Here is a 25,738-nt window from a genome sequence, read left to right as displayed (position 1 = left end):
GGTCTGGCCGGGCGCCTCGACAGCGGCCGGAGCCGTGGTCGTTGCAGCGGGCGCTGCCGGGGCCGGAGCAGCCGGGGCAGGGGTTGCTGCCGGAGCCTGTGCGGTGGTGGCCGGAGCCGGAGCAGCAGCGGGCGCTGCCGGAGCGGCATCGGCCTTCGGTGCCGGCTTGTAGTCGGCAGGTGTCAGGTCGGTGATGCGGCCATCCGTGTAGGGCTTGTAGGGGGCGTTTGCGCCGACATAGGCGGCGGTTACGTCGGCAAGGTCGGGGCCGAAGTCATAGGCGTTCTGGGCGCCGGTCTTGAAGGACGCATATCCATCACCGCCTGCGCGCATGAAGTTGTTGGAGACGACGCCGTAGGTCTTGGCCGGATCGATGGCGACAAAGTTGTCGCCTTCCTTGGCCTGAACGTCGCTGACGCGGGAACCGGCAGGCTTCGACTTGTCGAAGGAGAATTTCAGGCCGGCGACCTGCGGGAAGCGTCCGGCGCCGTCATCGATCTGGCTGACGCCGTTTTCGAGCGCCTTGATCACGTCCGCGCCCGAAAGCTGGAAGGTGGCAAGCGTGTTCTGGAACGGCAGGACGCTGATGACGTCGCCCTGGGTCACGTCGCCGCCAGCGATCGAGGCACGCAGGCCGCCGCCGTTGATGATCGCCATGGTCATGCCCTGGCCCTTGCCCGCGTCGAGCATGGCGTCTGCTACGAGGTTGCCCATCGAGCATTCCTTGGCGCGGCAAACGGTGCGGTCGCCTTCGATCTTGTCGGAAGACTGGCCAATGACCTTCTTGCGCAGCTCGTCGATCGGCTTGGCGAGTTCGGTGACCATTGCAGCGACCGTCTGGTCCGGTTCAAACGCCTTGTCGACGAGGATCGGGTTACCGGTTGCCGATTTCACGACGCCATTGTCGTCGAAGGTGACGACGACATCGCCGAGATATTTGCTGTAGGCGCCAGCAGTGACGACCGGGACCTTGTAGCCACCGGCATTGTCGACGAAGGTCGGGTAGGCGCCTTCGGCCTTCTGGTCGGTGTTGGACAGCAGCGTATGCGAATGGCCGCCGACGATAACGTCGATGTCGGCGATCTTGGCGAGCACGTCGAGGTCGCGCTTGTAGCCGACATGGGTGAGCGCGATGATCTTGTTGACGCCCTCGGCCTTCAGCTTGGCGACTTCGCCTTCGATGGCGGCGACATCATCGGGAATGGTGACGTTCGGGCCGGGATTGGCGATTTCCATCGTGTCGGTGGTGACGACGCCGATGATGCCGATCTTCTGACCGCCGACTTCGACGACGGTCGCGGGCTTGATGCGGTCGCCGAGCGTGGATTGCGGCGTGACCTTCACATTGGCGCCGAGAACCGGGAATTGCGCGCCTTCGAGGAAGGGCAGAAGCGCTTCTTCGCCATCATCGAATTCGTGGTTGCCGACCACCATGGCGTCAAAACCGATGGCGTTCATGACGTCGAGTTCGGCCTTGCCCTTGAGGGTCGAGTAGAACAGCGATCCCTGAAAATTGTCACCGGCATTGAGCGACAGCACGTTTTTGCCGGAAAGGGCGGAGCGGCGCTGTTCGAAAGCGGTTTTCAGGCGGGCAGCGCCACCAAAGCACTCCTGTGCGGTCTTTTCCTTGTCCGAGCAGGTCGAGTCATACTTGTTGATCTCTTCGACGCGCGAATGAAAATCGTTGATGTGCAGGATGTTGAGTTCGAAATCGGCAAGTGCTGCGCCCGTGGAAAGGGCCAGGACCGATACGGTCAGAAGCCCGGTCTTCAATCTCTTCAACATATCTCTCTCCATTTATAAAAGGCCCCTGTCGAAGCCGTTCCGCCTCGTTCTAGTTATCAAATATGACAGGCTTTCTAGGTCGCATGCTTTCATCAACAGCAGGGTGGTTCAAGGAGAAATGTGACAGTGGTGCGGGATGTCCACGGTGGCGCTGAAGCGATGCCGACGACGTTACGGGACGCTCCTGCAGACTGTCAGAAATATCGGATGTTCAGGCCCCTGTAGCGCTTTCCGCATAGCTCCTGTTTGCGGCATTCTGGATCATCGCCATGGCGATCGGCGGCACGCAAAACGCCCAGAAGGCCAGCCAGCCGATTGACAGGGGACGTTGCTGCCCCTTGTCCGCAGCGCGGTCATTGAGCAGTTCGCCTAAAGTGATGACGAGCACGGGCAGGCCGAGCGGCACGAGGATGGCGATGAACATGGCCGGCAGTGGCGAGACCAGCCGTTGCGACGCCTGTGCACTGGCCAGTTCGCCATGGATGCGATAGACCCAATACAGGAAATAGATGACGACGCCGATCGAGACCACCAGCAACAGAAGCGAGAAGAGCAGCGCTGTTGCGGACGGTTCGTTTGACATGAAGACGTTCATCCCGAAAAAACCGGCGCCGCCGATCAGTGCAAGCCAGAGAATCTGTCCAGCCATGAGGATGATCGCGACCATGACGGGCGAACGCCGGCGTGGCGCAAGCGGCTGATGGCGTTGGCGCGGCGCGTCGTCGAAAGCGAGGTTTTCCGCCGGCACGATCAGCAGGGTGGCGATAATCACGCAGGCGAGCATTGCGGCTATGACGGATGTCGCGCCCAACAGCTCGAAGAAAAGGGATGCGAACGTCGGGCCGATGAAGGACAGAAACAATGCCGTCGACAGCAGCGCCATGGCGCAGGCGAAGTCGATCTTGCCGGGGCGGCCGCCAACGAGAAAAACGGCCGTTGCCAACGGAAACAATGCTGTCACGGTGCCCATGGAAAACCCGAGCAGAATGAGGAGCAATGGCGCGCCCCACATGGATGGCATGAACATGAAGATCGCCAGCAGGATGGCGCAGATGACCATCGGAAAGACAAGTGCCGCTCTGGCCGAGCGGCCCGCCACGACAAAGGCGATGAAGGCGCCACTGATCCAGCCGGCGCTGGAGCCGGAATAATAAAGGCCGACATATGCATAGCTGAGGTTGGCCGTCGACGCGATCACCGGCATGATGATGCTGAAACTTTGGGCGCTCACAGCCACCAGCAGCCATGCCAGGAACAGCGCCCAATAACGGTAGGTGCAAAGAAAATCGGCCAGCGTCCATTGCTGTTGGCCGGATGTGTCTCTTGTGTCTTGCATGGCTGCGATGTTTCCCCGTCTCGATCACGGCCAATATGACCGGCAAGGAGGCCGCGGCAATGTGTCGGGATGCCGATTTCCATCCCGGCTGCGATTTAAGGTATTTTTCCGGGGCATCGCGGCGTGCCGGCGAGAACTGCGAGCCGCTGTCGGTGGTGCAATGGCGCCTGATTGCTGCAGATCAGGTCCATTCAGTCGCGGATGGAAATCGTATTCAGCGCCAAGGCTTGAGAAATGGCCATCTGACACGATGCAGAAAGATCGCATGGCTTATTTTACCGGCATGCGACGGTGGTCCGGTAAACTGTTTGAGGTCTGTTTCGGAAAGGGCAAGGCATGCAGCTGATTGAGGGGCAGACGTTCTCTCGTTTGAAGGACAAAAATGCCGATCTGGACATCAAGGACACGATTTTCCGGAACTGCAGTTTCGACAATTGCCTTTTGTCCGAACACAGGCCCAAGGGTGTGTTGGACAAATTTCCTTTTTCCATATGGAAATCCGATCCCCGCCGATTCCAGGTCACGAATGTCCTGATCGAGAACTGCAAGGCCATCGGTTGTCAATTTGGCCCGGCTATTCTGTCGGATGTGACGGTGAGCAATTCCACGGCCAATGACCTGACCATTTTCTGGGGAACGTTGTTCCGGCGTGTGCGCTTCGTCGGAAGGCTATCGGCCTTCAGGATCAACGCGCTTGTTGATGCGGTGCCGGATGCCAAAATCCAGGCGGCCTATGACCGAACTCGCAACGCGTTCTATCAGGAAACGGATTGGGCGATTGATATATCGCAGGCTCGTTTCACCAGTTTCAGTTGCGTGGGAAATCCGGCGCGGCTGTTCCGGCTCGATGCGGAAACGCAAGGGATCGTGCGGCGACAAAATGTGCCGGCTGACTGGACTAGCAAATTTTATGAAACGAACGCCTGGGGGCCGTGGGTCGCAGCCCTTTTGGCGGGCGATGATGACGATGTTGTTCTGGCAACACCGCTTGCCAAGCCGAAAACCACACGCGACCGTTTTCTGGCCGATTTGCATGTGCTGCGGGATTTGGGGATTGTCGATCCGCCCCCGACGTCTTGATCGAGGGCGGCGAATTCAGCCGTTTAGCTGCGGCGCGATAGCGAGAACTGCGAGCCGCTGTCAGCGGTGCAGTTGAGCTGGTTCATGTTGACCAGCGCGCAGTTGACCTTGGACTGCGTCTTGCGCACCAGCGAGGTCATGTTGATTTCGACCAGGGTGGGCGACAGGGTGACGTAGTTGCCCGATGCCAGAAGCGCGTTGTTGTCGGTGGAGCGGGTGTTGAATGTACCGCCCTGGAAGGTGGAGATGATGCCGTTTGGATCCGACCAGGTGCCTTCGACGCCCTGCGGCTGTGCCGGGGCGGATGCCATCTGGCGCGGCGGGGGAGAGGATACGCAGGCGCTCAGGGTGGCAACGGCTACCAGCGCCAGGCTCAGTTTCAGCTTCATACTCTTAAATCTCCGCAAATCGGCTCGATACCGGAACCATGCTGTCAAACCCTATGTAACGCAAGCGGTTGGCTTTGAAAGGCCGGTTAACCAATTCTTCAACATGAAAAACGCCCGCACGGTGGCGGGCGTTTGACTATTTTCCATTTCGGGCGCGCTAGCGCACCAGAATGTTCTTGAACTGCCAGGCGTCTTTCTCGTCGATCTCTTCCGGGAAGAGGCCCGGGCGACCTTCGAGCGGCGTCCAGTCGGTGTAATGACCTTCGACCGGGCCGAGGTAAGGCGTCTGCACTTCGAGGCAGCGCTTGTAATCGACCTCGTCGGCCTCGACGATGCCGGCCTTCGGGTTTTCCAGCGCCCAGACCATGCCGGCGAGAACCGCCGAGGTCACCTGCAGGCCGGTGGCGTTCTGGTAAGGCGCGATGCGGCGGGTTTCTTCCAGCGACAGGCGCGAACCATACCAGTAGGCGTTCTTTTCGTGGCCGTAGAGCAGCACGCCGAGTTCGTCGACGCCATCCTCGAGCTCGTCCTCGTTCAGGACGTGCAGGACCGGCTGAGCCGTACCGCCATTGCCGAACATTTCGTGCAGCGAAAGCACGGCATCGTTGGCCGGGTGGTAGGCGTAGTGGCAGGTCGGGCGATAGACGACTTCGCCGTCCTTCTCGACGGTGTAATAATCGGCGATCGAGATCGACTCGTTATGGGTGACGAGGAAACCGTATTGCGGGCCGGGCGTCGGGCACCAGCTGCGAACGCGGGTGTTGGCACCCGGCTGTTCCAGATAGATCGCCGCCTTGCAGCCCTTCTTGTGCTTCTTGGCGTTCTTCGGCATCCAGTTTTCGTGGGTGCCCCAGCCGAGTTCGGAGGGCTGTAGGCCTTCCGAGATGAAGCCTTCGACCGACCACGTGTTCCAGAACACGTTGAGCGGTTTCGGGTGCTTGGTGCGCTGGGTGTCGCGTTCGGCAATGTGCACGCCCTTGACGCCGAGCTTCTTCATCAGCTTGGCCCAGCCTTCGCGGTCATGCTGATCCGGCTCTTCGAACTTTACGCCGGTGTCATTGGCAAGGTTGACCAGCGCCTGCTTGACGAACCACGAGACCATGCCCGGGTTTGCGCCGCAGGTGGAAACGGCGGTGGTGCCGCCCGGGTTCTTGGCCTTTTCCTTGCGCAGCGTTTCGCGCAGCGCATAGTTGGTGCGCTCGGAGTTCTTCATGTTGGTGTCGAAATAGAAGCCGAGCCAGGGCTCGATGACCGTATCGATGTAAAGCACGTCGAGCTTGCGGCACATCTTCATCAGGTCGACCGAGCCGGTATCGACCGAGAGGTTGACGCAGAAACCCTGACCGCCCTTGCCGTCTTCCAGCAGCGGCTTCAGCAGGTCCTTGTAGTTTTCCTTGGTGACGTGTTCCTTGATGTGGCGCACGCCGTGCTTGGCGAGGATTTCCATGTCGGCCGGCTCTTCGCGCGGGTCGATGACCACCATCCGGCTCTTGTCGAACTTGAAGTGGCGTTCGATCAGCGGCAGCGTGCCGCGACCGATCGAACCAAAGCCGATCATCACGATCGGGCCGGTGATTTCGGCATAAACCGGGTAGTTCTGGTCAGACATGTCATGCTCCCTAACGGTGGACTGCTGTTGTTTCGCCGCGTCCAAGCTTTTCACGCATAATAGGCCAATGTGACGGATATTGTGACGTGTGTTTTGATGCGCTGCGCTAGATCATATTTCGACGTCACAATAAAGCGTTTGTTCCATCATCCCCACCGGTTCAAGCCACTATTCCGCAAGCGTTTTTTGCGGCTCGGCAAAGGCCGGTTGCGATTGCCGTAAAAGCGCCAGCAGTTCCGCCCGTTTGCGGCTGATCCCTTTGTATTCGGCTTCGTCGATGGAAAGCCGTTCCAACTGATCGGCCATGCCGGCGGCAAGGTTTTGCGCGTCCGGCTGGGCCAGAATGATGGCCATCGGATCGAGATAAATGCGGATGGTGAAGAGGATATCGCCCGTCATTGGCAGCTTGGTCAGCGTCTGGCGCTCCACACGGATCACCGAGTTTTCCGGCGGGGTCTCGCGCACCACATCCGATGGCAGCGACACCGGGTGATAAAGCGCATGCCGCCAGTTGATCGACCAGTTCATCCGCCGGACGGGGTTGCCGGGTTGCAGGCGATCGAACATGCGGTTGATCAGTTCGGCATTGCGGCTGCCGCCCTGAAAGCCGGGGACAGGCGCGTGCACCTCGTCCATCACCTTTCCGAACTTTTCCGAGAGTTTCCATGAGGAGGGGAAAGCGAGAAAGGCAGCTGCGACACGCCAGCCGTTTTCGCCCTTCCTCATGATCACCAGATCGTCCTGAACCAGCAGGCCGGCGCGGTGGATGGGCAGCATGTTTTCATCGGCAAGGTCGACCGTGTGGCCGGCCATATGCATGCGGTCGCCCTCACGGCGATAAATGTCCGGATGGCGCGTGGTGAGATAGTGTGTCAGCCGTTCCAGAATTTCTCGCTGGGCATCTTCAGTACCGGCTTCGGCGCACAAAACCTTGTCGCCATGTTCGGCCACGAGGTGACGCTTTTCCGCCAGTTCAGAACCAAGGTTCGCATCCGGCTCGAACCAACGCTCGGGATCGAGCGGCGACAGGCCGATGGCAAAAAGCGGCGATGAACCGTCATAAGGCGTATAGGTTGGTGGCGCATGGGCGGGTGTCATGATGTGCAGGCTGGCGGTGCGCCGGCCGCTTGTCAATGTCCGGTTGCCTGCATGGAAATATACCCTTTGCCCTTGGAACCTCGAAATCGCGCCCTAAAAAGTGGAAAAACGGGTTTTGGGTCAAAAATGATTGCGTATAAGGCGGGGCGGTTTTGATGGTTGTTGCGCAGGCGGGCAGGGTGATTGCCGCCGTGAAGGAAAATGCGAGCTTGCCGCGATGGGCGCTGTGGCTGGCCTTCTGGCTGGTGTTGTTTTTAGGCTGCAACATGGCGTCGGCTTTGGCACACGACGAGAAAAATGCGTGTGATCCCGCGGTGTTGAAGCATGTCACCCATCAAAACGACATGATTGCGAATTGATGCAAGGGAATGACAGTGAATGAAGCAAAAGACGCCTCTTCGGCGCTAATCGCCTATGGCAGCTATGCGCCGGGCGGTGAAAACCATGCCAGGCTGGCGTTTTTTGCAGGTGAGTGGCGCAAGGGGTTTGTTCTCGGCAGACGACATATGTCTGACGACGATATAGGCCCGGGAGAAGACCTGATCGATGCCTGGGTGCTGGAATTCCCGCGTCCGCAGGCGGATGTGAATTCGCCGGAATATCAGGCATGGGCACGCCGGCTTTCCGATCTCTGGATGGGGCTGGACAATGTCATGGGTAAAAAGATGGCCCGTCACAGCCGTCCATGGTGGCCCGAGGGAGTGGATATCTCGGCCGATGCGGGCGCCGCCAAGATGGCCAGCATCTATCTGCCGCTGCATCGTTTTGATGAACTGGTCAATCAGGCCGACGAGTCGCAACCGGTGCCGCCGGCAGAGCCGGAACCCGAATTGGTGTCCGAACCGGAGCTGGCGACGGAAGAGGATTTCGATCTCGCAACGCTCTGGCGGCAGACCTATACGGGTGAGAAGGAAAACGATCACAGCCATTTCATCAGGCTGATCAAGGATACGCATCCTGACCAGTTCGATGCCCTGTTCGTAGATATGCCAGATGGCGGCAGGTTTCTTGAAAGGCTGAAACGGCTGTTTGCAGACCACTTGCCGCTTAAAAAATCCACACAGGTATTGGGCGAGGAGAACTCAGGCTTTCATGTTCACCCGCTTGCTCGCAACGCACGACCAATGGATGTTCTGGTCGAACTTGCGCGTCGGGACATCGCCCAGCGGGCCGGTTTTCTGCGCGCACGCGACAAGACCAGTCATGCCGAAGCGCTCGACAATCTGACCTTTGTGACCGGCAAGCCGGAACATCCCGAATGGGAAATTGCCGGCGATGCGTTGGACGCTTTTGCCGACGAGGTGCGTTATTCAGGTCCCAAAAGGCCCAGCTGGCATTATGGCCTCAAGGAAGCCTGCCACGGCATTGATGCGGATTATGTTCTGCAGGATTGGCTTATGCTGTTTCTGCTGCAGCCCGATCTGCCGCAACCCAAGCCTAGACCCCGCGGCGGTTTGATTTCCCGTCTGGGCTTGCGCCGTGAATCGCCATCGCTCGATCTGGAACCGGCCTATTCGCTGTGGAAGGCGGGTGGACGTTACGAGATCGATGGCAAGAAATGCTGCGTCTACGAGGTCGAGCGGCGAGAAGGCTGATCAGCGCCTGAGTGGGCGCAGGTGATCCACCAGTTTGCCGCGTGAAGACGACATTGTTCTGAAGTGGTGCAAGGTAAAGATCGTGAATGAAGCAAATAACGGCTGTTCCGCTCTGATTGTCTATGGCAGTCATGCGCCTGGTGGCGAAAATCATACGCGGCTGGCATCGCTCGACGGCGTGTGGCGCAAGGGATTTGTCCAGGGAACCCGCCACGCATCCGATGACGACATCGGACCGGGCAACGATCTCATCGAAGCGTGGGTTCTGGAATTTACACGGCCACAGGCGGATCTTTATTCGGCGGAATACGAGGCTTGGGCGCGCGGGCTATACGATATCTGGATGAAGCTGGACAGTGTCATGGGCACGGGCACGGCGCGTGACAGCAGACAGTGGTGGCCGGAGGGATCAAACGCGATTGCCGGTACGGCCGGCATGAAAGTGGCGAACATCTATCTGTCGCTCCAGCGTTTTCCCGATCTTGCCAATCGTGACGAGCAGCCGCATCCCGATGATGAATACGATCTGGCCAAACTGTGGCGGCAGGTGCTCACGGGCGAAAAGAAATATGACAGCAGCCATTTCATTGCACTGATCAAGGATGCTCATCCAGACAGTTTTGACGCCATGTTCGGCGACCTCCCGGATGGCGGACGGTTTCTGGAAAGGCTGAAACGCCTTTTTGTCGACCATCAATTGAATGGCCCATCCATGCTGACGCCAGGTGGCCAAAATTTTTATCATTACGTCTATCCGCTTGCCCGCAACGCTCGCCCACTGGAAGAACTGGTGGAACTGGGGCGCAAGGACATTGCTCAATGTGCCGGCGTTCTGAGGGCAAGTGGCAAGACGGATCATGCCGCAGTGCTGGAAAAGCTCACCTTCGTCGCCGACAAAAGGGAGAACCCCGCACCCTCGGCCGCCGAACAGGCCATGGAGGAATTCGCGGACGATCTATGCTATTCCGGCCCCACCCGGCCACGCTGGCATTATTGCCTGGGAGAGGCCTGCTATGGCATCGCTGCCGACTATGTGCTGAAGCGATGGCTGATGCTGTTCCTGTTTCAACCTTCTCCGCCGCAGCCAAGGCCAACTGGCGGGCTGCTGTCCCTGCTTCGCCTACGCCGCCTCCCGCTCCCCCTTGATCTGGAGCCCTCCTACGCACTGTGGAAGGCCGGCGGACGATATGATTTTGATGGCAACACTTGCTTTGTGTATGAGGTCGAGCGGCGAGAAGGCTGATCAGCGCCTGAATGCGCGCAGGTGATCCACCAGTGCCCGCAGTTTCGGCGCCATGTTTTTCCGGCTGGGGTAGTAGAGGTAAAAGCCGGGAAACCACGGACAGAAATCCTCCAGAACCGGCACCAGTTCGCCGCGTGACAGCGCTTCGCGAAACGTGTCTTCCATGCCGAAGGAAATGCCGGCACCGGCTACGGCAAGCCGTACCATCAGCGTCATGTCCGTTGTGGTGATCGTGTCGGCGGCGGCAACCGAAAACTCCTTGCCGCCTTCCGCAAATTCCCAGCGATAGGGTGCGATATGCGGCGCGATCCGCCAGCCGATACAGCGGTGCGCGGAAAGGTCTCGCGGATGCGCTGGTGTGCCGAAACGCTGGAGATAGGCCGGGGAGGCGACGGCGAGTTGTCGCTGGTCGCCGGACACCGGCACGGCGATCATGTCCTGCGCGATCACCTCGCCGAGCCGCACACCGGCATCATACCCTTCCGCGACGATATCGAACTCCTCGTCGGTGACTGTGATGTGCAGTTTCACATCCGGGTTTTCTTCGGCGAACGCGGACAAGAGCGGGCCGGAGAGAAAACTTTCGGCAATCGACGATACCGCCAGATTGAGTTTTCCGCGCGGTCGATCGTGGAGGGTTGCGGCATTGTCGAGCGCGCCGCGCATCTCGGCAAGCGCCGGTGCGGTTTCAGCGTAAAGCCGTTCCCCGGCTTCCGTCAGTGACACGCTGCGGGTGGTGCGCGAAACGAGCGCGATGCCGAGCGTTTCCTCCAGTTTGCGGATCGTCTGGCTGACGGCTGAACGGGTGACACCCATGCGATCTGCAGCGGCGCGGAAATTTTTCTCCTCCGCTACGAGGGCGAAAACGGCGAGTGCATTGAAATCGGTCAACATTGGTTAGCCTATCTTGCCAGTCTGTGAAGCGATGAGCGACTTATCGCGACAATGGCAAAGTCATATCTTCCGTGCAACCGCAATGAAGCGGTCAAATTCAGGGAGAAAGTCATGGACAGGATCAAGGACAAGGTTGTTCTCATTACCGGCGCATCGAGTGGTATCGGTGTCGGCATCGCTCATGAACTGGCAAAAGCCGGTGCTACCGTCGTGCTGGGCGCGCGTCGTACCGACCGTCTGGACGAGGTGGCGAACGAAATCCGTGCCGCCGGCGGAAAGGTGCTGACCCGCAAACTCGACGTGACCGATCGCGCCGATGTCGCGGCCTTTGCCGATGCTGCTCGACAGGAGTTCGGCCGGGTGGATGTGATCGTCAACAATGCCGGTGTGATGCCGCTGTCGCTGATGTCGTCGCTGAAGGTCGAGGAATGGGATCGCATGATCGACGTCAACATCAAGGGCGTGCTTTACGGCATCGCCGCCGTTCTGCCTGACATGACGGCCCGCGGTTCCGGCCAGATCATCAACATTGCCTCTGTCGGTGCGCTGTCCGTATCGCCGACGGCGGCCGTCTATTGCGCCACCAAATATGCGGTGCGGGCGATCTCTGACGGTCTTCGCCAGGAAAACGACAAGCTGCGGGTCACATGCATCCATCCCGGCGTAGTGGAAAGTGAACTGGCCTCGACGATCACCGACCCGGTCGCTGTCGAAGGCATGAAGACTTATCGGGCCATCGCGCTTCAACCCGACGCCATCGGTCGCGCCGTACGCTTTGCCATCGAGCAGCCGGAGGATGTCGACGTCAACGAGATCGTCGTGCGTCCGACGCGGGCCGCTTTCTGATCCTTTGAAACAAGGAGGAGTTTCAAGATGTTGCAGCATATTCGATCACAAATCGCCATCGCGGGTGCAGTGGCGGCTCTGGGCTTCGTGCCCGAGCCGGCTGCCGCGCAGACCACCGAGGAACGCAAGGAACGGGGTGCTGCCGTCATTCGCCATTTGAACAACGGCATGACGCAACCCAATCTCGAAGGCATGCGTCGGGAGTTTCCATTCCTTGCCGAAGCGACCGAAGCGCATGCGCTGGGCGATGTCTGGTCACGCCCTGGTCTCGATGACCGGACACGCCAACTCGCCGCCGTCGCCGCCTTTGCGGCAATCGGTGAGACGGCCTTCATGAAGATCCATGCCGGTTATGCACTCAACATCGGCGTTTCGGAAGAGGAACTGAAGGAGGTCATCTACATGGTGACGGTGCCCGCTGGTTTCCCGAAGGCGATTGCGGCCTCCCAGGTTCTGTCGCAACTTTTCGAGGAACGTCGTGCGAACCGAGAAGGGGAGCCGAAGCCGTGAGCAATCCCCTGTTTGTCGCCGCCAGCCTCATCCTCATCGCCACCGCCTCTGTTGGAGCGGTGGTCCACTTTGCCAAAGCAGATGACGCCATGAACGCCAAGACCCAAACAGCAGCCCGACTCCACCCTTACGTCGGCATGTGGGTGACCGAAGACGGTCGCATCCGCCACGAATTGTTGGCCAATAACCGTTATGACGAGGCGCGTGGCAGCCGAGAAAGCGCCTATCGGGGTCGGTATGAAGTGACCGGTAGCCATATCGATTATTGGGACGATACCGGTTTTACCGCCGATGGCGATTTCGTCAGTCTCGATGTGCTGCACCATGGCGGCATGGTGTTTTACCGAAGGAAATGAGCGGCGGAGGTGGTTGGCGTTCCCTGATGAAATATCATGCGCCAATCACCGCTTTCTGCCAATCTCCAGATCGAACTGCGGTTGGTCAATTGCGCGTTGCCGTCATCCTGAAAACGAATGCCGCGATAGGTTGCCAAAGCGATCGTGTCGCAGAGCAGTGAGACCTCGAAGGCTTCGATCGCCGTTTTCATCTCCACTGTTTCGCTCGTCAGGCCCGACAGTATTTCCGCAAAGGTATAGCTTTTGCCTGAACGTCCGAATTCGTGAAAATCCGGTGCTATCAATTTACGCAAACGGGCTTCTGAATTTCGCGCTGTCATGGTCTGCAGTTCGGTTTCAAGAGCCAGCAGATGCTCGCGAAGGTCGGCAGCCGCCATGCTCTTTATGCTCCCACCAGTTCCGCCCTGATCAGCCCGCGCAGCGAATTGCCGACGAAAATCTGTCGGCCCGCCAGATCCGCTTGACTCACCAGACCGGATTTGGCGCGGCCTTCGCGGATGAGATCGCCGCGCAGGATGCCGGCCAGAAGGCCGGATGATATCGGCGGTGTCGTCAGCGTGCCGTCTCCCTGTTCGACAAAGATGTTGGTGATCGTGCCTTCGCAGAGCTCGTCGCGCTCGTTGAGCAGCAGAACCTCGTCCACGTCCTCCACCGAATATTCGGCGCGGGCGGCTTCGTAAACCTCGCGGCGGGTGGTCTTGTGGCGGTACATCAGGTCGTCGGACGGCATGCGCGTTTGCGCGATCTTTATGCGCCAGATCGTGTCATCCGAGAGCGGATTGAAGGCTGATGTGGTGATGTCGATATTGCCGCGAAAGGTCATTTCGAGGCGCACGCGCAACGGGGTTTCGCCCTCGGCCGCCAGCTTCAGTCGCTGGATGAGGTCATCGGGGCCGGAGCGGAAACCGAGCGCATCGGCGGAGCGTTTCAGCCGGCGCATGTGCTGGTCGATGCGGGCGAAACCGGTATCCGGTTCCCAGCGCATGGTTTCGATCAGCGACAGATCGGCTGGCTTCCCGCCGCGAACCTTGCCTTTAGCAGACATTCCTCATACTCCGCCTCTGCGGTGGAATCGAACACGATGCCACCCCCCACATTGAAGACCGCATCGCCGCCCCTGAAAAGAGAGAGTGTGCGGATGGCCACCGAAAATCGCATCGGACCCGCCGGATCACACCAGCCGATCGCGCCGCAATAGGCGTCGCGCGGCCCGTCTTCCAGTTCCGCCAGAATGCGCATCGCCCACATTTTCGGGGCACCGGTGATCGAACCGCAGGGAAAGAGTGTGGCGAGAATCTCCGACAAGCCTGTTTTCGGCAACAATTGGGCGCTGATATGGCTGACCATCTGGTGCACGGTCGGATAGGTCTCGATCTCGAACAGTTTTGGCACGGTCAGCGTGCCGACCTCTGTCACGGCGGAAATGTCATTGCGCAAAAGATCGACGATCATGCGGTTTTCGGCGAGCGTCTTTTCGTCCACCAGCATGGCGGCGATGATGGCGCGGTCTTCCGCCTCATTCTTTCCACGCGCGGCGGTTCCCTTCATCGGATGCGTCTCGATCATGCGCTCGGCATCGACGGAGAAGAACAGCTCCGGCGAACGCGACAGGATGGCGGGTCCGCCCATCTCGGTGTCAAGATCGATCAGCGCGCCGTAGCGCACCGGCTGGCGTTCGATCAGCGACCAGAACAGGGCTTTGGCGTCGCCTTCCCAGTGGGCGGTGATCGGCATGGTGAGATTGGCCTGATAACAGTCGCCGCGTCTGATGTGGTGGTGCAGGCGCTCGAACCGGTCGCGATAGGTATCGAAATTCCAGCCGGCGCGGAAATCGGTGAGGGTTGCCGTGTCGTTCAAGGCGGGCGCCGCCGCCAGCGGGTGATCGTTGCCGGCGGGCGCATCAAAAATGCCCATGGCGATCAGCGGCGTTTGACGATTATCCTCAATCAGTGGCCGCAGTTTGGGCTCGAAAATGTGGCCTGCTTCGTAAGACAGGTATCCTGCGAGCCAGAAACCGGATTGCCTGGCGGACTCCAGCTTTTCGAGTGCCGGCAGGATTTCGTCGGCGGTGCGGGCAAACACGATCTCGCGTGGGTGGTCGAAGACCATGCTTTCACCGGCGCGATCATCGCGAAACAGGGCGAATGGCGATGATGGTTTCACTCGGGGCGTCCTTGATCTGCGCCGGCATGGGATATGTGTCACCATTGGCGCGGCGTTCTGGTAGACCGCGCCGGTTGGATTAACAAGCTGCAAGTGGATTGCGGGCTTATGGGGCCGTTTCCAGCTTGCGCTTACCGATGCGATATTGCCGTGGAGACATTCCGATCACGCGCTTGAAAGCGGTGCTGAATGCCGCTTCCGAGGTATAACCGAGCTGACGGGAGAGCGTCGCGATGCTCGGATTGCTGTCACGCAGGCTTTTTTCGGCAAGCCGCATGCGCCACCGTGTCAGATAGGCGAGCGGCGCCATGCCGGAGACCGCCTTGAAATGATCGGCAAAGGCGGTGCGCGACATCGCGGCCGCACTGGCCAGTTCCGGCAGGTGCCAGTTGCGCTGCGGTTCGGCATGCATAAGGGTGATCGCTGGCGCCAGGCGCGGATCGCAAATGGCGCGCAGCCAGCCGAGATCGAGCGCGCCGGCTTTTGGCAGGAATTCCCGCAGCACGTGCAGGAACATCAGTTGCGCCAGCCCGCTGCAGGCGGTGTCCATGCCGGGTGCCGCTGCTCCGGTCTCGCGCACCATTTCGGCGATCATCCATTGCAGCCGTTGCGTGCCGCCGTCGTCATGGCGCATATGAATGACCGGTGGCAGGCGGTCGGCGAGAAGCTCGAAGCCGGACGGGCGCAGATCGATATGGCAGCCGAACAGCATGAATTCGCCGCCACCACCGATCTCGACAATGTTGGTGCGGCCACGAAACAGCGTGCTGGATTCCTCCGGTGGCAGCGCAAGATCGGTTGCCAGCGTGAAGGCGCGCCGCGCCGCATAGACCACGACATCACCGGCCTTCAGATGAAATGGGGTTTCGATGCCCTCGACGGCAAACAAGCATTCACCCTTCGACAGCGCGAAAAACTTGATCCGGTCCGGGGCGGCAAAACGCACGCTCCATGGGCCGGACGCGGAAAGCCCGCCGGCAAAGGCAGCCTTGGCTTCCATCAGGTTGAGAACGGCGGAAAGCGGGTCCTGCAGCATGATTTCGGACTTTCGCGAAGATATTGCGGATTGATACGCATTCATGATCCATGAGATAGATGCTTATCTTTGTTTCAGCAAGCAAAGGAGATTTTTCATGGTCACAGCGCAACACCCCATCAACAGCGGTTTTAGTGCGGCATCCACTTCGGTCGATGTCATCGCGGGCATCAATCTCGTCGGCAAGGTGGCGATCGTGACCGGCGGTTATGCCGGGCTCGGCCTTGAGACGGCGCGCACGCTGGCGCTTGCCGGTGCCCGTGTCATCGTGCCGGCCCGCGATGTGGAGCGGGCGCAGCGTACGGTGGCGGAAGCCGGCGGTGGCATCGAGATCAGGCCGATGGATTTGACCGATCCGCAATCGATCGATCGGTTTGCAGCGCATTTTGTGCAGAGCGGCCTGCCGCTGCATATCCTCGTCAACAGCGCCGGCATCATGGCTGTGCCGACGCGGGAACTGGATGGCCGCGGCAATGAATTGCAGTTTTCCACCAATCATCTCGGCCATTTCCAGCTGACAGCGCGGCTATGGCCGGCGCTTGTTCGGGGCGGACAGGCGACAGGTGGTGCGCGTGTCGTTTCCGTGTCCTCGCTCGGTCATCGGTTTTCGCCGGTCGTGTTCGAGGACATAAATTTCGAGCGCCGCGATTACGAGCCGTGGTCGGCCTATGGGCAGTCTAAGACCGCGAATATTCTGTTTGCTGTCGAGCTTGACCGGCTTGCTCAAACGCATGGGGTGCGGGCATTTTCGCTGCATCCGGGCGGCATTGTCGGGACCGGACTGGCCAAACACATGACGGAGGACATGCTGCGCAAGGCCGGCGCGATCGACGAAAATGGTGCGCCGGTCGTCGATCTGTCGCGTGACCTCAAATCGGTGCCGCAGGGGGCGGCGACGCAGATCTGGTGCGCTGTCAGTCCGCAGCTTGAGGGGAAGGGCGGTGTGTTCTGCCTCGACAGCGATATCGCCGCCGTATTGCCGGAAGGGGCGCGGGGTACCCAGCCGGGGGCAGGGCCGCGGCTTGCCGGGGTCGAAGCCTACGCGATCGATGTGGATGCGGCCAAACGACTTTGGACGGTAAGTGAGGAGACGACGGGCGTGACATTCCCGCTCTGAGGCTTTGAAGAGAACCCTTTCCCCGCGACACGGGGAAAGGGTGAATTATAGGGAATTACGCCTTGTCCAACGCTTCCAGTTCGTCGATCAGGCTTTCGATCATAGAAAGCCCCTTCGACCAGAAGGCCGGATCGGATGCGTCGAGGCCAAAAGGTTTCAGCAGTTCGGAATAGTGCTTTGAACCACCGGCCTTGAGCAGGTCGAAATACTTTTCCTGAAAGCCCGGAGCCGCGTTCTGGTAGACCGCGTAAAGCGAGTTCACCAGGCAATCGCCGAACGCGTAGGCGTAGACGTAGAAAGGCGAGTGGATGAAGTGGGGGATATAGGTCCACCACGTCTCATAACCTTCCGAGATTTTGATCGCCGGGCCGAGACTTTCCTCCTGCACCGACAGCCATAGCTCTCCGATCTGCTCGGCCGTCAGTTCGCCGTCCTTGCGCGCGGTGTGGACCTTGCGCTCGAATTCGTAAAAGGCGATCTGGCGCACGACGGTATTGATCATGTCCTCCACCTTCTGGGCGAGCATGGCCTTGCGCTCTTTCTTGTCCTTCGTCTTTTCCAGCAGTGCGCGAAAAGTCAGCATCTCGCCGAAGACGGAAGCGGTTTCGGCCAAGGTTAGCGGCGTCTGGCACATCAGCGCGCCTTGGTCGCCCGCCAGAACTTGGTGCACGCCGTGGCCCAGTTCGTGGGCGAGCGTCATGACGTCGCGTGGTTTGCCGAGATAGTTGACCAGAACATACGGATGGGCTGACGGAACGACCGGATGCGCGAACGCGCCCGGTGCCTTGCCGGGGCGGGCAGGGGCATCGATCCACTGTTCGTCAAAAAACCGGCGGGCGATATCGGCCATTTCGGGGGAGAAGGCGCCGTAGGCGGACAGAACAGTGTCCTTGGCATCCGCCCATGGAATGACGGCGTTCGGGGTTTCCGGCAGCGGTGCGTTGCGGTCCCAGAAATTCATGGTCTCCATGCCGAGCCATTTGGCCTTCATGGCATAATACCGGTGCGACAGGCGCGGGTAGGCTTGCCTGACTGCGGCCGCCAGCGCATCGACGGTTTCGCGCTCCACACGGTTGGCAAGGTGGCGGCTGTCGGCAATATCGTCAAAACCGCGCCAGCGATCGGAGATCGCCTTGTCCTTGGCCAGCGTATTGGTGATCAGCGTGAAAACGCGCAGATTGTCCTTGAAGGTGGCAGACAGCGCCTGCGCAGCCTTGGCGCGCACCTCCGGGTCCGGCTCCTGCAGCATGTTGAGGGTGATTTCCAGCGGCTGCTTTTCACCATCCACGTCGAAGCGCAGGTCGGACATGGTCTCGTCGAACAGGCGATTGAAGGCCGCAGCCGATGTCATCGACTTGTCGAGGAACAGTTGCTCCAGCTTGTCGTCCAGCTGGAAGGGCTTGTCCTTGCGCAGATCGACGATCCAAGGCTGGTAATGGGCCACAGTCGGATCGCGGGCGATGGCGGCGTCGATGACGACATCATCGATGCGGTTCAGTTCCAGCGCGAAGAACAGAAGATGGGAAGACAGGTCCGTCAGTTTCGCCTGCACATCACCATAAAACTTGCCATTGGCCGGGTCCGATGTGTCCGAATAATAGGTGAGGCCGGCATAGGAACCGATCTTGCCAAAGAGGTCGTCGAGTTCGTCATATTCGGCAATCGCTGTGCCGAGCCCCTGCGCGCCAGTCTTTGTTGCGGCATCGGCAAGCTTGCCTTTCCATGCCATTTCGAAATTGCGGGCGCGCGTAGTGGCGCTGTCGAGGTCGGCCTTCAATGCGGCACCGTCGCGGCTGTCGTACAAATCTTCCAGACGCCAGGTCGGGAGGTCGCCGAGTTCAGTTGTCGCGGCGGATGTGGCAGCACTGTCGGCTGCGACCACGATACCGCGGCGGATATTGATGCCATTCGGTCGAACGTGGGACGTCATCGTGCAGGTTTCCTTCCTGTTAATCTCTGGAGTGCCGTTTCCGCCCTTTTTCGAAGCAGGTTTCAGCGTTGTTGCTCTGTTTTGAAGCCAAGCCGTTAAAATGCAAGCCTTTCTCAAAACGGGATGTTCAAGCCTTTCATGACACAACCTCCATTATGGGTGCCATTACGGTACTGAACACGATTTCAGGAGCGAGCATGACTGCGCACATTCTTGTCGTGGACGACGATCCGGTACAACGTCGTCTTTTGAAGAACGCCGTGGAGCGTCATGGTCATTCCTGCCATCTGGCCGAAAACGGCCGGATCGCGCTTGAGTTCCTTCGCCGCAACCGCGCGCAGTTCAATGCGGTCGTTCTCGACCTCATGATGCCGGAACTCGATGGCCTTGGTTTCCTCGATGCCGCCAACGAACTGAACCTGAATATTCCGATCATCGTGCAGACCGGTCAGGGCTCGATCGAGACGGTCGTGCAGGCCATGCGGGCCGGCGCCTTCGATTTCGTCGTTAAGCCGGTTTCGCCCGAGCGTATCGCCGCTTCGATCGCCAACGCGCTGAAGCTGGATCAGAAAGAAACAAAGACGCGCACCGTGCGCAAGGGCCGCACGGGGCCGATCGGTTTTGCGGATATCGTTTCCGCCAGCCCCGACATGCTGCGCGTCATCGACCTCGCCGAGCGGGCTGCCCATTCCGGCATTCCGGTCGTGCTGGAAGGTGAATCCGGCGTCGGCAAGGAAATGGTGGCGCGTGCCATCCAGAGCGGCAGCGACCGTTCGGGAAAACCGTTCATCACCGTCAACTGCGGCGCAATCCCGCACAATCTCGTCGAAAGCATCCTGTTCGGTCATGAAAAGGGTGCGTTTACCGGCGCGATCGACCGCCACACCGGCAAGTTCGTCGAAGCCGATGGCGGCACGCTGTTCCTTGACGAGATCGGTGATCTGCCGCTCGACGTGCAGGTGAAGCTGCTGCGCGCCGTGCAGCAGGGCGAAATCGAGACTGTCGGTTCATCCAAGACCCAGAAGGTCGATGTGCGGCTGATCTCGGCCACCAACAAGGACCTGATCGAGGAAGTCCGCGCCGGGCGGTTCCGCGAGGACCTGTATTACCGCCTCAATGTTTTCCCGATCACCATTCCGGCGCTGCGCCGCCGCAAGGAAGACATTCCGCATCTGGCGCGCGTTTTCACCGAGCGTTTTTCGGCCGAACAGAAGCTCGACCGCAATCTGACGCTCAACGCTGGTGCGCTGGCGCTGCTGACGGCCTACGACTGGCCGGGTAATATCCGCCAGCTGGAGAACTCGATCTTCCGCGCTGTCGTTCTGGCGAGCGGCGACGAATTGACGGAAGAGGATTTTCCGCAGATCGCCGCCCAGTTGCCGGAATTCCGCACGGAAGAACTGCGGGCGATCGCGGTCGAGATGCCGCATTCGGCATCGGCTGGTATGGCGCGTATCGAAGAGGCCGGTTCTTTTGCTGCCGAACGGGCAGAGACGCCAGCCCATCACATGCCGCTGCATGTGCCGGACAACGTGATCGTCAGTACCGACGATACCGGCGACGTGCGCAAGCTGGCGGATGTGGAAGAGGAGCTGATCCGTTTCGCGCTGAAATTCTACCGCGGCCAGATGAGCCAGGTGGCACGCAAGCTCGGCATCGGCCGCTCGACGCTTTATCGCAAGCTCAAGGATTACGGAATCGATCCTGACAATCCGCTGCGAGAGGCCGCCTGATACGCGCGCAAAACGTGCGCACAGGGCATCATGACCAGTTATGGTCCATAAAGGTCGCCGTCCTGGCGATCTTTCCTGTTAATCTTGACGCAAGTCTGGGCTGGTAAAACACTGTCAATCTTTTATAAGTCGTTTGTTGACTATAAAAGAATTGCTTGTGGACATGTGGCGGATTTGCCATGGTGTTACCGCATTTCACAGTCATGTGAGGCAGCATTGGCTTTGCTGTCAATCGGACGGGGATAGACTTGCCGTATCAGAATGAAAACACCACGCCCGGAAACGGGACAGGGCGCAGCGGGTTCGCCGCACGTTGCCTGTCGTTTTCCAAGCGCGTTGTCGCCGCCGCCTCGCTCTGCGTGGTTGCGCTGCCATTGATGTCGGCGGTTTCGGCAACCACTGCGTCTGCCGAGACCCGCAGCCTCAAGCTTTATTATACGCATACACGCGAGAAGGCGGAGATCGTCTTCAAGCGCAACGGCCGTTTCGACCCCAAGGGTCTGGCACAGCTCAACCAGTTCCTGCGGGACTGGCGCCGTAACGAGCCGACGAAGATGGACCCGCGTCTCTTCGACCTCGTTTGGGAAGTCTATCGCCGCGTCGGCGCCAAGGATTATATCCACATCGTTTCCGCCTATCGCTCGCCGTCCACCAACGGCATGCTGCGTTCTCGCACCAAGGGTGTCGCCAAGAACAGCCAGCATACGCAGGGCAAGGCGATGGACTTTTTCATCCCCGGCGTGAAACTTGCGACCTTGCGCGGAACCGCCATGCAGCTGCAGGTCGGTGGCGTTGGTTTCTACCCGACTTCGGGTTCTCCCTTCGTGCATCTTGATGTCGGCGGCGTTCGCGCCTGGCCGCGCATGTCGCGTGACGAACTGGCCCGTCTCTTCCCGAAGGGCAACACGATCCATCTTCCGTCCGACGGCAAGCCGCTGCCGGGCTATGATCAGGCATTGGCCGATTACAAGAAGCGTGTCGGTGCAGATTCGATTGAGATTGCCAGCACGGCAGGCTCGGTATCGTCTTCCGCGACCGTGAAGAAAAAGAAGAACCTGCTGGCCATGCTGTTTGGCGGCGGCGACGAGGATGAAGATCCCGACGCCATCTCCACGCCGGCACCTGCAGCACCCGGCCGTCCTTCTGCGCCGGCAACGGCAGACGATGGCGAAAGCGACAGCGCGCCTGTGATGGTTGCCTCTGCAGAGCAGCAGGCTCCCAATATCGATGCGCCGGTTCCGCAGTCGCGTCCGGCCTTCCGTCAGGACAACAGCACCAGCCTTGCCAATGCGCTTTATTCCCAAGGTGGCCGCAGCGCCGCTCAGGATGCGCTTCAGGCAGCCCTTCCGGCCCAGCAGAATGGCGAGACCTTTGCCGATCTGCAGCAATACAACATTCCGGTTCCGACCCTGCTTGGCCCACGCGGCATGAAGGGTGATGCCGATACGAGCACGATGACGGCCTATGCTGCTGCCATCAATCGCGCTGAGGTGAGCGGTTCCGCCATGCCGGTTCCGGCACATCGCCCGGCCTTCTCCGCCGGCCCGATGAATGCGTCGCTGCCTGCACCGCAGTCGCAGCAATCGCAGCAGCTTGCCGCGGCAGCCCCAGAAGCCGCCCCGAACACGCTCGACGCGCAGGCGCAGCATCTGGCAACTGGCGGCCAGGTGGCCGAAGGTTCGCAGGCGCTGACGCCGGAACTGGTCGCCGCCCTTGCCAGAAGCGCTGAGCACGGCCGCTCGAACGACTCATCCGTTCCGCTTCCGGGCAAGCGCCCGGTTCAGGTGGCACTTGCCAACCCGGCAGCAGTAAACGGCTCTGCCCGTGCATTCGGCGATGGTTTTGATGCGCCGAAGCCGGTTGCCAGAACGCAGGCCAAGGTCACGCCGGCCGCCAACGCTGCTCCAGCAGACAACGCTTTGACGGGTGACAAGCTGGCTCAGTGGGCGCAGAGCAAGGGCAAGACGGAGACTTCGACAAAGGCACCGCGTGTCGCTTCATCAGCGCGCTCGTTCAGCACCGACAATGCCGCCATGAACGACGGTTTCAAGCCGGCGCATGCGGTGGCGATCGATCCCGGCCGGTTCTAAAGCAACCGCTTCTGAGATAATAAAAGCCCGTGAGGATCGCTCCCACGGGCTTTTTCTTTGGGTGGGTTTTCGTGGCTGCTTCAACCCATCGCCTGGCGACGGACGCGTGTCAGCATCGGGCCGTATTCGATGAGATAGAGCCCGAAGGCCGCAAGCCAGAACAGGCCGGCGGATGCATAGATCAGGACCAGATACGCAGGCAAAATGGCGGAGAGCGGTCGAACCAGTGCGCATAACAGAATGGCGGCGTAGCAGAGGTTTGTCATTTTCGATGCCGTCAGCTGCCGTCCTGTATGGCCACGGGTGGCGCGTGTCATCACGGCCAGCATCATTGCCGACATGGTGCCGACGGTGAGAATATGCGTGGCCGATGCCCGGTCGATCCAGCCGAGTGCGGAGGCTGCGATGGCCACGAAGCCGAAGGGCACGAAGAGATAGGCGATGTGGAGAATGGTGACGAGCGTTTCGCTCGTCGTCGTCCAGCCGCGCCAGCGATAGAGGCGGGCAAATTGCAACGCCCCTGCGCCACAGCCGACAATGGCAGTGACCACCCCTTCCGGCGAGAGGGACCAGAGGAGCAGTGCCGCGACCGATGCGAGGATGGTGATCATGTCGAAACGGCTGAACGGTGCTGGAAAACGCGTCGCACCCTGTTTGGCCAGCCAGTTACGGGTAAAGCTTGGAATGATGCGGCCACCGATCACGCAGATGAGGGTGATATAGGCGGATATGCCGAATCGCGAGGCATAATCAGCTGCGCCGATGACAATCGCCTCGTAGTGAAAACCGAGGTTGGCGGCGGTGAGCACGCCGAGCCCGATCAGCACTTTCAGGTTTTTCCATTGCTTGCCTGCGATGATTTCGCGGGCGCTGATGGTGAGAAGAGCCGGCAGGAACAGTGCATCCATCGTCGCGGCCGGCAATGCGCCGATGACGTCCGGAAACAGCATGGCGAGCCGGCCAAGGCACCAGAGCGAAAACAGCCCGGCCAGCGGCCAGCCGGAAACCGGCAGACGGCCCGTCCAGTTGGGTACGGCGGTGAGGAAAAAGCCGGCGAGAATGGCGCTGCCGAAACCGAACAGCATTTCATGGGCGTGCCAGGCGTAAAGCCCGTACGCGGACGCGATCTCGATCTGGCCGGCGAGCGTTGCGATCCAAAGGACCATGGTGACGCAGGCCCAGATGGCGCCACCGAGGAAAAACGGCCGGAAACCATAGGAAAACAGTACCGGCCCGGTCTGCAGAAGTCCGCGCGGAACGGCGCCGCGTCGTGGCGTTTGGGTCTGGTCGATGGTGGACATGGCGAGGCTCCTGAAAATGCTCGCCAAAACTGGCTTGAAAAAATCCAGCCTTCTTTGATGAATCGCAAGTAGAATGAAGATGAGGCAGTTAGTCAGGTCTGGAGGCTTGCAGATGCGGGCCGATATGCCAGACGACGTGGAGGTCGGATGTGAAGCTCGATATCAGTCTCGTCAAACACCTTCCGCTTTTCGCCGACATGGCCGATGGTGATATCGAGGCCATGCTCTCTCATGCGGTGTCGCGGCGGATTGCTGTGGGCGATGCGGTGTTCGAGCAAGGTGCGCCGGCCACGCATTTTTTCCTGCTTCTGAACGGACGGCTGAAGGTCAGTCAGGTGACGCCTCAAGGCGAGCAGGTGATCGTGCGAATGGTCAATCCCGGTGATCTGTTCGGGATTGCCAGGGCGCTGCAGCGGACCGATTATCCCGGCACGGCGCTGTGCGTGTCTGAAGCCGTCGCCCTATGCTGGCCGATGGATCTGTGGTCGCCGATGATCGAGCAAAATCCGCGACTGGCGGTGACGGCGATGACCACGATCGGTCAGCGCCTGCAGGAGGCGCATACGCGCATCCGCGAGATTTCGACCGAAGAGGTGGAGCGGCGGGTGGCGCATGCGGTTCTGCGGCTGAGCGAACAGGCGGGGCGCGAAGAGGAGGACGGCCTGCGCATCGATTTCCCTATCACCCGGCAGGACATTGCCGAGCTGACAGGGACGACGCTGCACACGGTGTCACGTATCCTTAGCGCCTGGGAAGGCAGGGGGCTGGTGACCGGCGGACGGCAAAAACTGCTGGTGCGTGATGTGGCGGGATTGAAGGCGCTGGCGGAAAACGAGAAATCGGCGTGACGCCTCAAAGGAAAAGGGCGGTCGCGAAAAACGCGGCCGCCCTTTCGAAAGTCCGGAACTGAAGGCTACCGATCAGGCAGCTGCTTCTTCTTCCTCGGCGCCGGCGCCGGGGATCATGCCTAGGGCGGAGAGATAGGTGTCGAGGATGAGATCCTCTTCCATGCGCTCCTGGTCGTCCTTCTTGCGAAGGGCGATGACCTTTTTCATGATCTTGGTGTCGTAACCCATCGACTTTGCCTCGCCATACACATCCTTGATGTCGTCGGCGATGGTCTTCTTTTCTTCTTCCAGTCTTTCGATGCGCTCGATAAAGGCGCGGAGTTGGTCGCGGGCGACGCCATGAGCATCAGACATCGGGGCCTCCTAAATAGTCTCGACAATTTTACGGGTGGTGTCACCTGCCGTGAAGTGCGGGCGAGGTCAAGCCAAATCGCGTTTGGAACCATTCATTATTGAATGGAGCCCGGCTTACCCATGCGAAGGCTTGTTGCGTTCGAATGCGGCTTTTTGAGCGTCGGGTGCCTGTGCCTGATGCAGGTTTTTCCAATCCTCATAGGGCATGCCATAGACGATTTCGCGGGATGCGTCCTTGGTCAGGGCAATACCCTTCTCGTTGGCGGCGTCGAGATACCAGTTGGACAGGCAATTGCGGCAGAAACCGGCGAGATTCATCATGTCGATGTTCTGGACATCGCTGCGTTCACGCAGGTGGCTGACCAGCCGGCGAAAGGCTGCGGCTTCGAGTTCCAATGTCTGCTGTTCGGTCAGGTCGCTCATCC

At 59.9% G+C, this 25,738-nt stretch carries 24 protein-coding genes and 2 pseudogenes; 12 read left to right on the top strand and 14 right to left on the bottom strand.

Features of this window, described 5'->3' with window-relative positions:
* Both GAO09_RS29475 and GAO09_RS29470 read right to left on the bottom strand, forming a co-directional pair.
* On the bottom strand, positions 1 to 1,785 hold a 1,785-nt coding region (locus tag GAO09_RS29475; protein WP_153360517.1), incomplete at its 3' end, for a bifunctional metallophosphatase/5'-nucleotidase.
* 211 nt (positions 1,786 to 1,996) lie between these two features.
* On the bottom strand, positions 1,997 to 3,121 hold the full coding sequence (locus GAO09_RS29470; protein WP_153360515.1) for an MFS transporter: 1,125 nt from the start codon (positions 3,119 to 3,121) through the stop codon (positions 1,997 to 1,999).
* Between the two features lie 336 nt (positions 3,122 to 3,457).
* Between GAO09_RS29470 and GAO09_RS29465 the strand changes: the two genes are divergently transcribed.
* Positions 3,458 to 4,201 carry a hypothetical protein gene (locus tag GAO09_RS29465; protein ID WP_153360513.1) on the top strand — a complete coding sequence of 248 codons (744 nt, stop codon included), beginning with the start codon at positions 3,458 to 3,460 and terminating at the stop codon, positions 4,199 to 4,201.
* A gap of 23 nt (positions 4,202 to 4,224) precedes the next feature.
* Here the strand turns inward: GAO09_RS29465 and omp10 are convergent, their stop codons facing one another.
* From omp10 to GAO09_RS29450, 3 genes are all read right to left on the bottom strand, one after another.
* Positions 4,225 to 4,590 (bottom strand): outer membrane lipoprotein Omp10, encoded by a 366-nt coding sequence (omp10, locus tag GAO09_RS29460; RefSeq protein WP_153360511.1) that lies wholly within the window; start codon positions 4,588 to 4,590, stop codon positions 4,225 to 4,227.
* Positions 4,591 to 4,747: 157 nt separating this feature from the next.
* Complete coding sequence (locus GAO09_RS29455) at positions 4,748 to 6,199, bottom strand: homospermidine synthase (RefSeq protein WP_153360509.1); 1,452 nt, start codon at positions 6,197 to 6,199, stop codon at positions 4,748 to 4,750.
* A 168-nt stretch (positions 6,200 to 6,367) separates the two neighbouring features.
* Positions 6,368 to 7,333, bottom strand: a complete 966-nt coding sequence (locus tag GAO09_RS29450; protein WP_324185073.1) for a heme-dependent oxidative N-demethylase family protein — start codon at positions 7,331 to 7,333, stop codon at positions 6,368 to 6,370.
* A gap of 119 nt (positions 7,334 to 7,452) precedes the next feature.
* Here GAO09_RS29450 and GAO09_RS29445 point away from each other — a divergent pair, with 119 nt between their 5' ends.
* From GAO09_RS29445 to GAO09_RS29435, 3 genes are all read left to right on the top strand, one after another.
* Complete coding sequence (locus tag GAO09_RS29445; protein ID WP_153360506.1) at positions 7,453 to 7,656, top strand: hypothetical protein; 204 nt, start codon at positions 7,453 to 7,455, stop codon at positions 7,654 to 7,656.
* Between the two features lie 15 nt (positions 7,657 to 7,671).
* Positions 7,672 to 8,892: a hypothetical protein gene (locus GAO09_RS29440; RefSeq protein ID WP_153360504.1), complete on the top strand. Its 1,221-nt coding sequence runs from the start codon at positions 7,672 to 7,674 to the stop codon at positions 8,890 to 8,892.
* An 82-nt stretch (positions 8,893 to 8,974) separates the two neighbouring features.
* Positions 8,975 to 10,135, top strand: coding sequence for a hypothetical protein (locus GAO09_RS29435; protein ID WP_153360502.1), 1,161 nt, complete (start codon positions 8,975 to 8,977; stop codon positions 10,133 to 10,135).
* On the opposite strand, the gene GAO09_RS29430 is transcribed toward GAO09_RS29435, so the two are convergent.
* Positions 10,136 to 11,029, bottom strand: a complete 894-nt coding sequence (locus GAO09_RS29430; RefSeq protein ID WP_153360500.1) for a LysR family transcriptional regulator — start codon at positions 11,027 to 11,029, stop codon at positions 10,136 to 10,138.
* Positions 11,030 to 11,140: 111 nt separating this feature from the next.
* Between GAO09_RS29430 and GAO09_RS29425 the strand changes: the two genes are divergently transcribed.
* Genes GAO09_RS29425 through GAO09_RS29415 form a run of 3 tightly spaced genes read left to right on the top strand, consistent with a single transcriptional unit; the run spans position 11,141 to position 12,741 of the window.
* Positions 11,141 to 11,875, top strand: coding sequence for an SDR family oxidoreductase (locus GAO09_RS29425; RefSeq protein WP_235938560.1), 735 nt, complete (start codon positions 11,141 to 11,143; stop codon positions 11,873 to 11,875).
* Positions 11,876 to 11,902: 27 nt separating this feature from the next.
* Positions 11,903 to 12,385, top strand: a complete 483-nt coding sequence (locus tag GAO09_RS29420) for a carboxymuconolactone decarboxylase family protein (protein ID WP_153360496.1) — start codon at positions 11,903 to 11,905, stop codon at positions 12,383 to 12,385.
* Between the two features lie 59 nt (positions 12,386 to 12,444).
* The gene (locus tag GAO09_RS29415) at positions 12,445 to 12,741 is read left to right on the top strand and encodes an Atu4866 domain-containing protein (RefSeq protein ID WP_410768432.1); all 297 of its coding nucleotides are present in this window, start codon (positions 12,445 to 12,447) and stop codon (positions 12,739 to 12,741) included.
* On the opposite strand, the gene GAO09_RS29410 is transcribed toward GAO09_RS29415, so the two are convergent.
* From GAO09_RS29410 to GAO09_RS29395, 4 genes are all read right to left on the bottom strand, one after another.
* On the bottom strand, positions 12,726 to 13,118 hold the full coding sequence (locus GAO09_RS29410) for a nuclear transport factor 2 family protein (protein ID WP_153360494.1): 393 nt from the start codon (positions 13,116 to 13,118) through the stop codon (positions 12,726 to 12,728). The genes GAO09_RS29415 and GAO09_RS29410 overlap by 16 nt on opposite strands.
* 5 nt (positions 13,119 to 13,123) lie before the next feature.
* Complete coding sequence (locus GAO09_RS29405; protein ID WP_153360493.1) at positions 13,124 to 13,786, bottom strand: aminotransferase class IV family protein; 663 nt, start codon at positions 13,784 to 13,786, stop codon at positions 13,124 to 13,126.
* Positions 13,735 to 14,949, bottom strand: coding sequence for an aminodeoxychorismate synthase component I (locus GAO09_RS29400; RefSeq protein WP_153360491.1), 1,215 nt, complete (start codon positions 14,947 to 14,949; stop codon positions 13,735 to 13,737). Before GAO09_RS29400 ends, GAO09_RS29405 begins: the two co-directional genes overlap by 52 nt.
* A 61-nt stretch (positions 14,950 to 15,010) precedes the next feature.
* Positions 15,011 to 15,940, bottom strand: a complete 930-nt coding sequence (locus tag GAO09_RS29395; RefSeq protein ID WP_209018886.1) for an AraC family transcriptional regulator — start codon at positions 15,938 to 15,940, stop codon at positions 15,011 to 15,013.
* A gap of 97 nt (positions 15,941 to 16,037) precedes the next feature.
* Between GAO09_RS29395 and GAO09_RS29390 the strand changes: the two genes are divergently transcribed.
* Positions 16,038 to 17,057, top strand: a complete 1,020-nt coding sequence (locus GAO09_RS29390; protein WP_153360489.1) for an SDR family NAD(P)-dependent oxidoreductase — start codon at positions 16,038 to 16,040, stop codon at positions 17,055 to 17,057.
* Between the two features lie 55 nt (positions 17,058 to 17,112).
* On the opposite strand, the gene GAO09_RS29385 is transcribed toward GAO09_RS29390, so the two are convergent.
* Entirely contained in the window at positions 17,113 to 18,987 is a 1,875-nt protein-coding gene (locus GAO09_RS29385) for a M3 family oligoendopeptidase (protein WP_153360487.1), read from the bottom strand.
* Between the two features lie 197 nt (positions 18,988 to 19,184).
* Between GAO09_RS29385 and GAO09_RS29380 the strand changes: the two are divergent.
* The 3 genes and pseudogenes from GAO09_RS29380 to GAO09_RS29375 form a co-directional block, all read left to right on the top strand.
* A pseudogene (locus GAO09_RS29380) lies at positions 19,185 to 20,376 on the top strand (sigma-54-dependent transcriptional regulator); the annotation flags it as partial.
* A gap of 161 nt (positions 20,377 to 20,537) precedes the next feature.
* Positions 20,538 to 20,720: pseudogene (locus GAO09_RS30635) on the top strand (helix-turn-helix domain-containing protein); the annotation flags it as partial.
* 248 nt (positions 20,721 to 20,968) lie between these two features.
* The gene (locus GAO09_RS29375) at positions 20,969 to 22,810 is read left to right on the top strand and encodes a peptidoglycan L,D-endopeptidase MepK (protein ID WP_153360484.1); all 1,842 of its coding nucleotides are present in this window, start codon (positions 20,969 to 20,971) and stop codon (positions 22,808 to 22,810) included.
* Between the two features lie 80 nt (positions 22,811 to 22,890).
* Here GAO09_RS29375 and GAO09_RS29370 read toward each other — a convergent pair whose 3' ends face one another.
* Positions 22,891 to 24,111, bottom strand: coding sequence for an NnrS family protein (locus GAO09_RS29370; protein ID WP_153360481.1), 1,221 nt, complete (start codon positions 24,109 to 24,111; stop codon positions 22,891 to 22,893).
* Between the two features lie 149 nt (positions 24,112 to 24,260).
* Between GAO09_RS29370 and GAO09_RS29365 the strand changes: the two genes are divergently transcribed.
* The gene (locus tag GAO09_RS29365; protein ID WP_324185078.1) at positions 24,261 to 24,959 is read left to right on the top strand and encodes a Crp/Fnr family transcriptional regulator; all 699 of its coding nucleotides are present in this window, start codon (positions 24,261 to 24,263) and stop codon (positions 24,957 to 24,959) included.
* A 72-nt stretch (positions 24,960 to 25,031) separates the two neighbouring features.
* Here the strand turns inward: GAO09_RS29365 and GAO09_RS29360 are convergent, their stop codons facing one another.
* Together GAO09_RS29360 and GAO09_RS29355 are read right to left on the bottom strand one after the other, a co-directional pair.
* Entirely contained in the window at positions 25,032 to 25,313 is a 282-nt protein-coding gene (locus GAO09_RS29360; protein WP_153360479.1) for a DUF2312 domain-containing protein, read from the bottom strand.
* Between the two features lie 114 nt (positions 25,314 to 25,427).
* The gene (locus tag GAO09_RS29355) at positions 25,428 to 25,736 is read right to left on the bottom strand and encodes a DUF1244 domain-containing protein (RefSeq protein WP_153360477.1); all 309 of its coding nucleotides are present in this window, start codon (positions 25,734 to 25,736) and stop codon (positions 25,428 to 25,430) included.
* Positions 25,737 to 25,738 lie beyond the last annotated feature (2 nt).

It is taken from the genome of Endobacterium cereale, assembly GCF_009617585.1.
In the GTDB taxonomy this organism is placed as follows: domain Bacteria; phylum Pseudomonadota; class Alphaproteobacteria; order Rhizobiales; family Rhizobiaceae; genus Neorhizobium; species Neorhizobium cereale.
The sequence above is the reverse complement of the archived record's forward strand: the minus strand, read 5'-3'. Positions and strand labels throughout refer to the sequence as shown.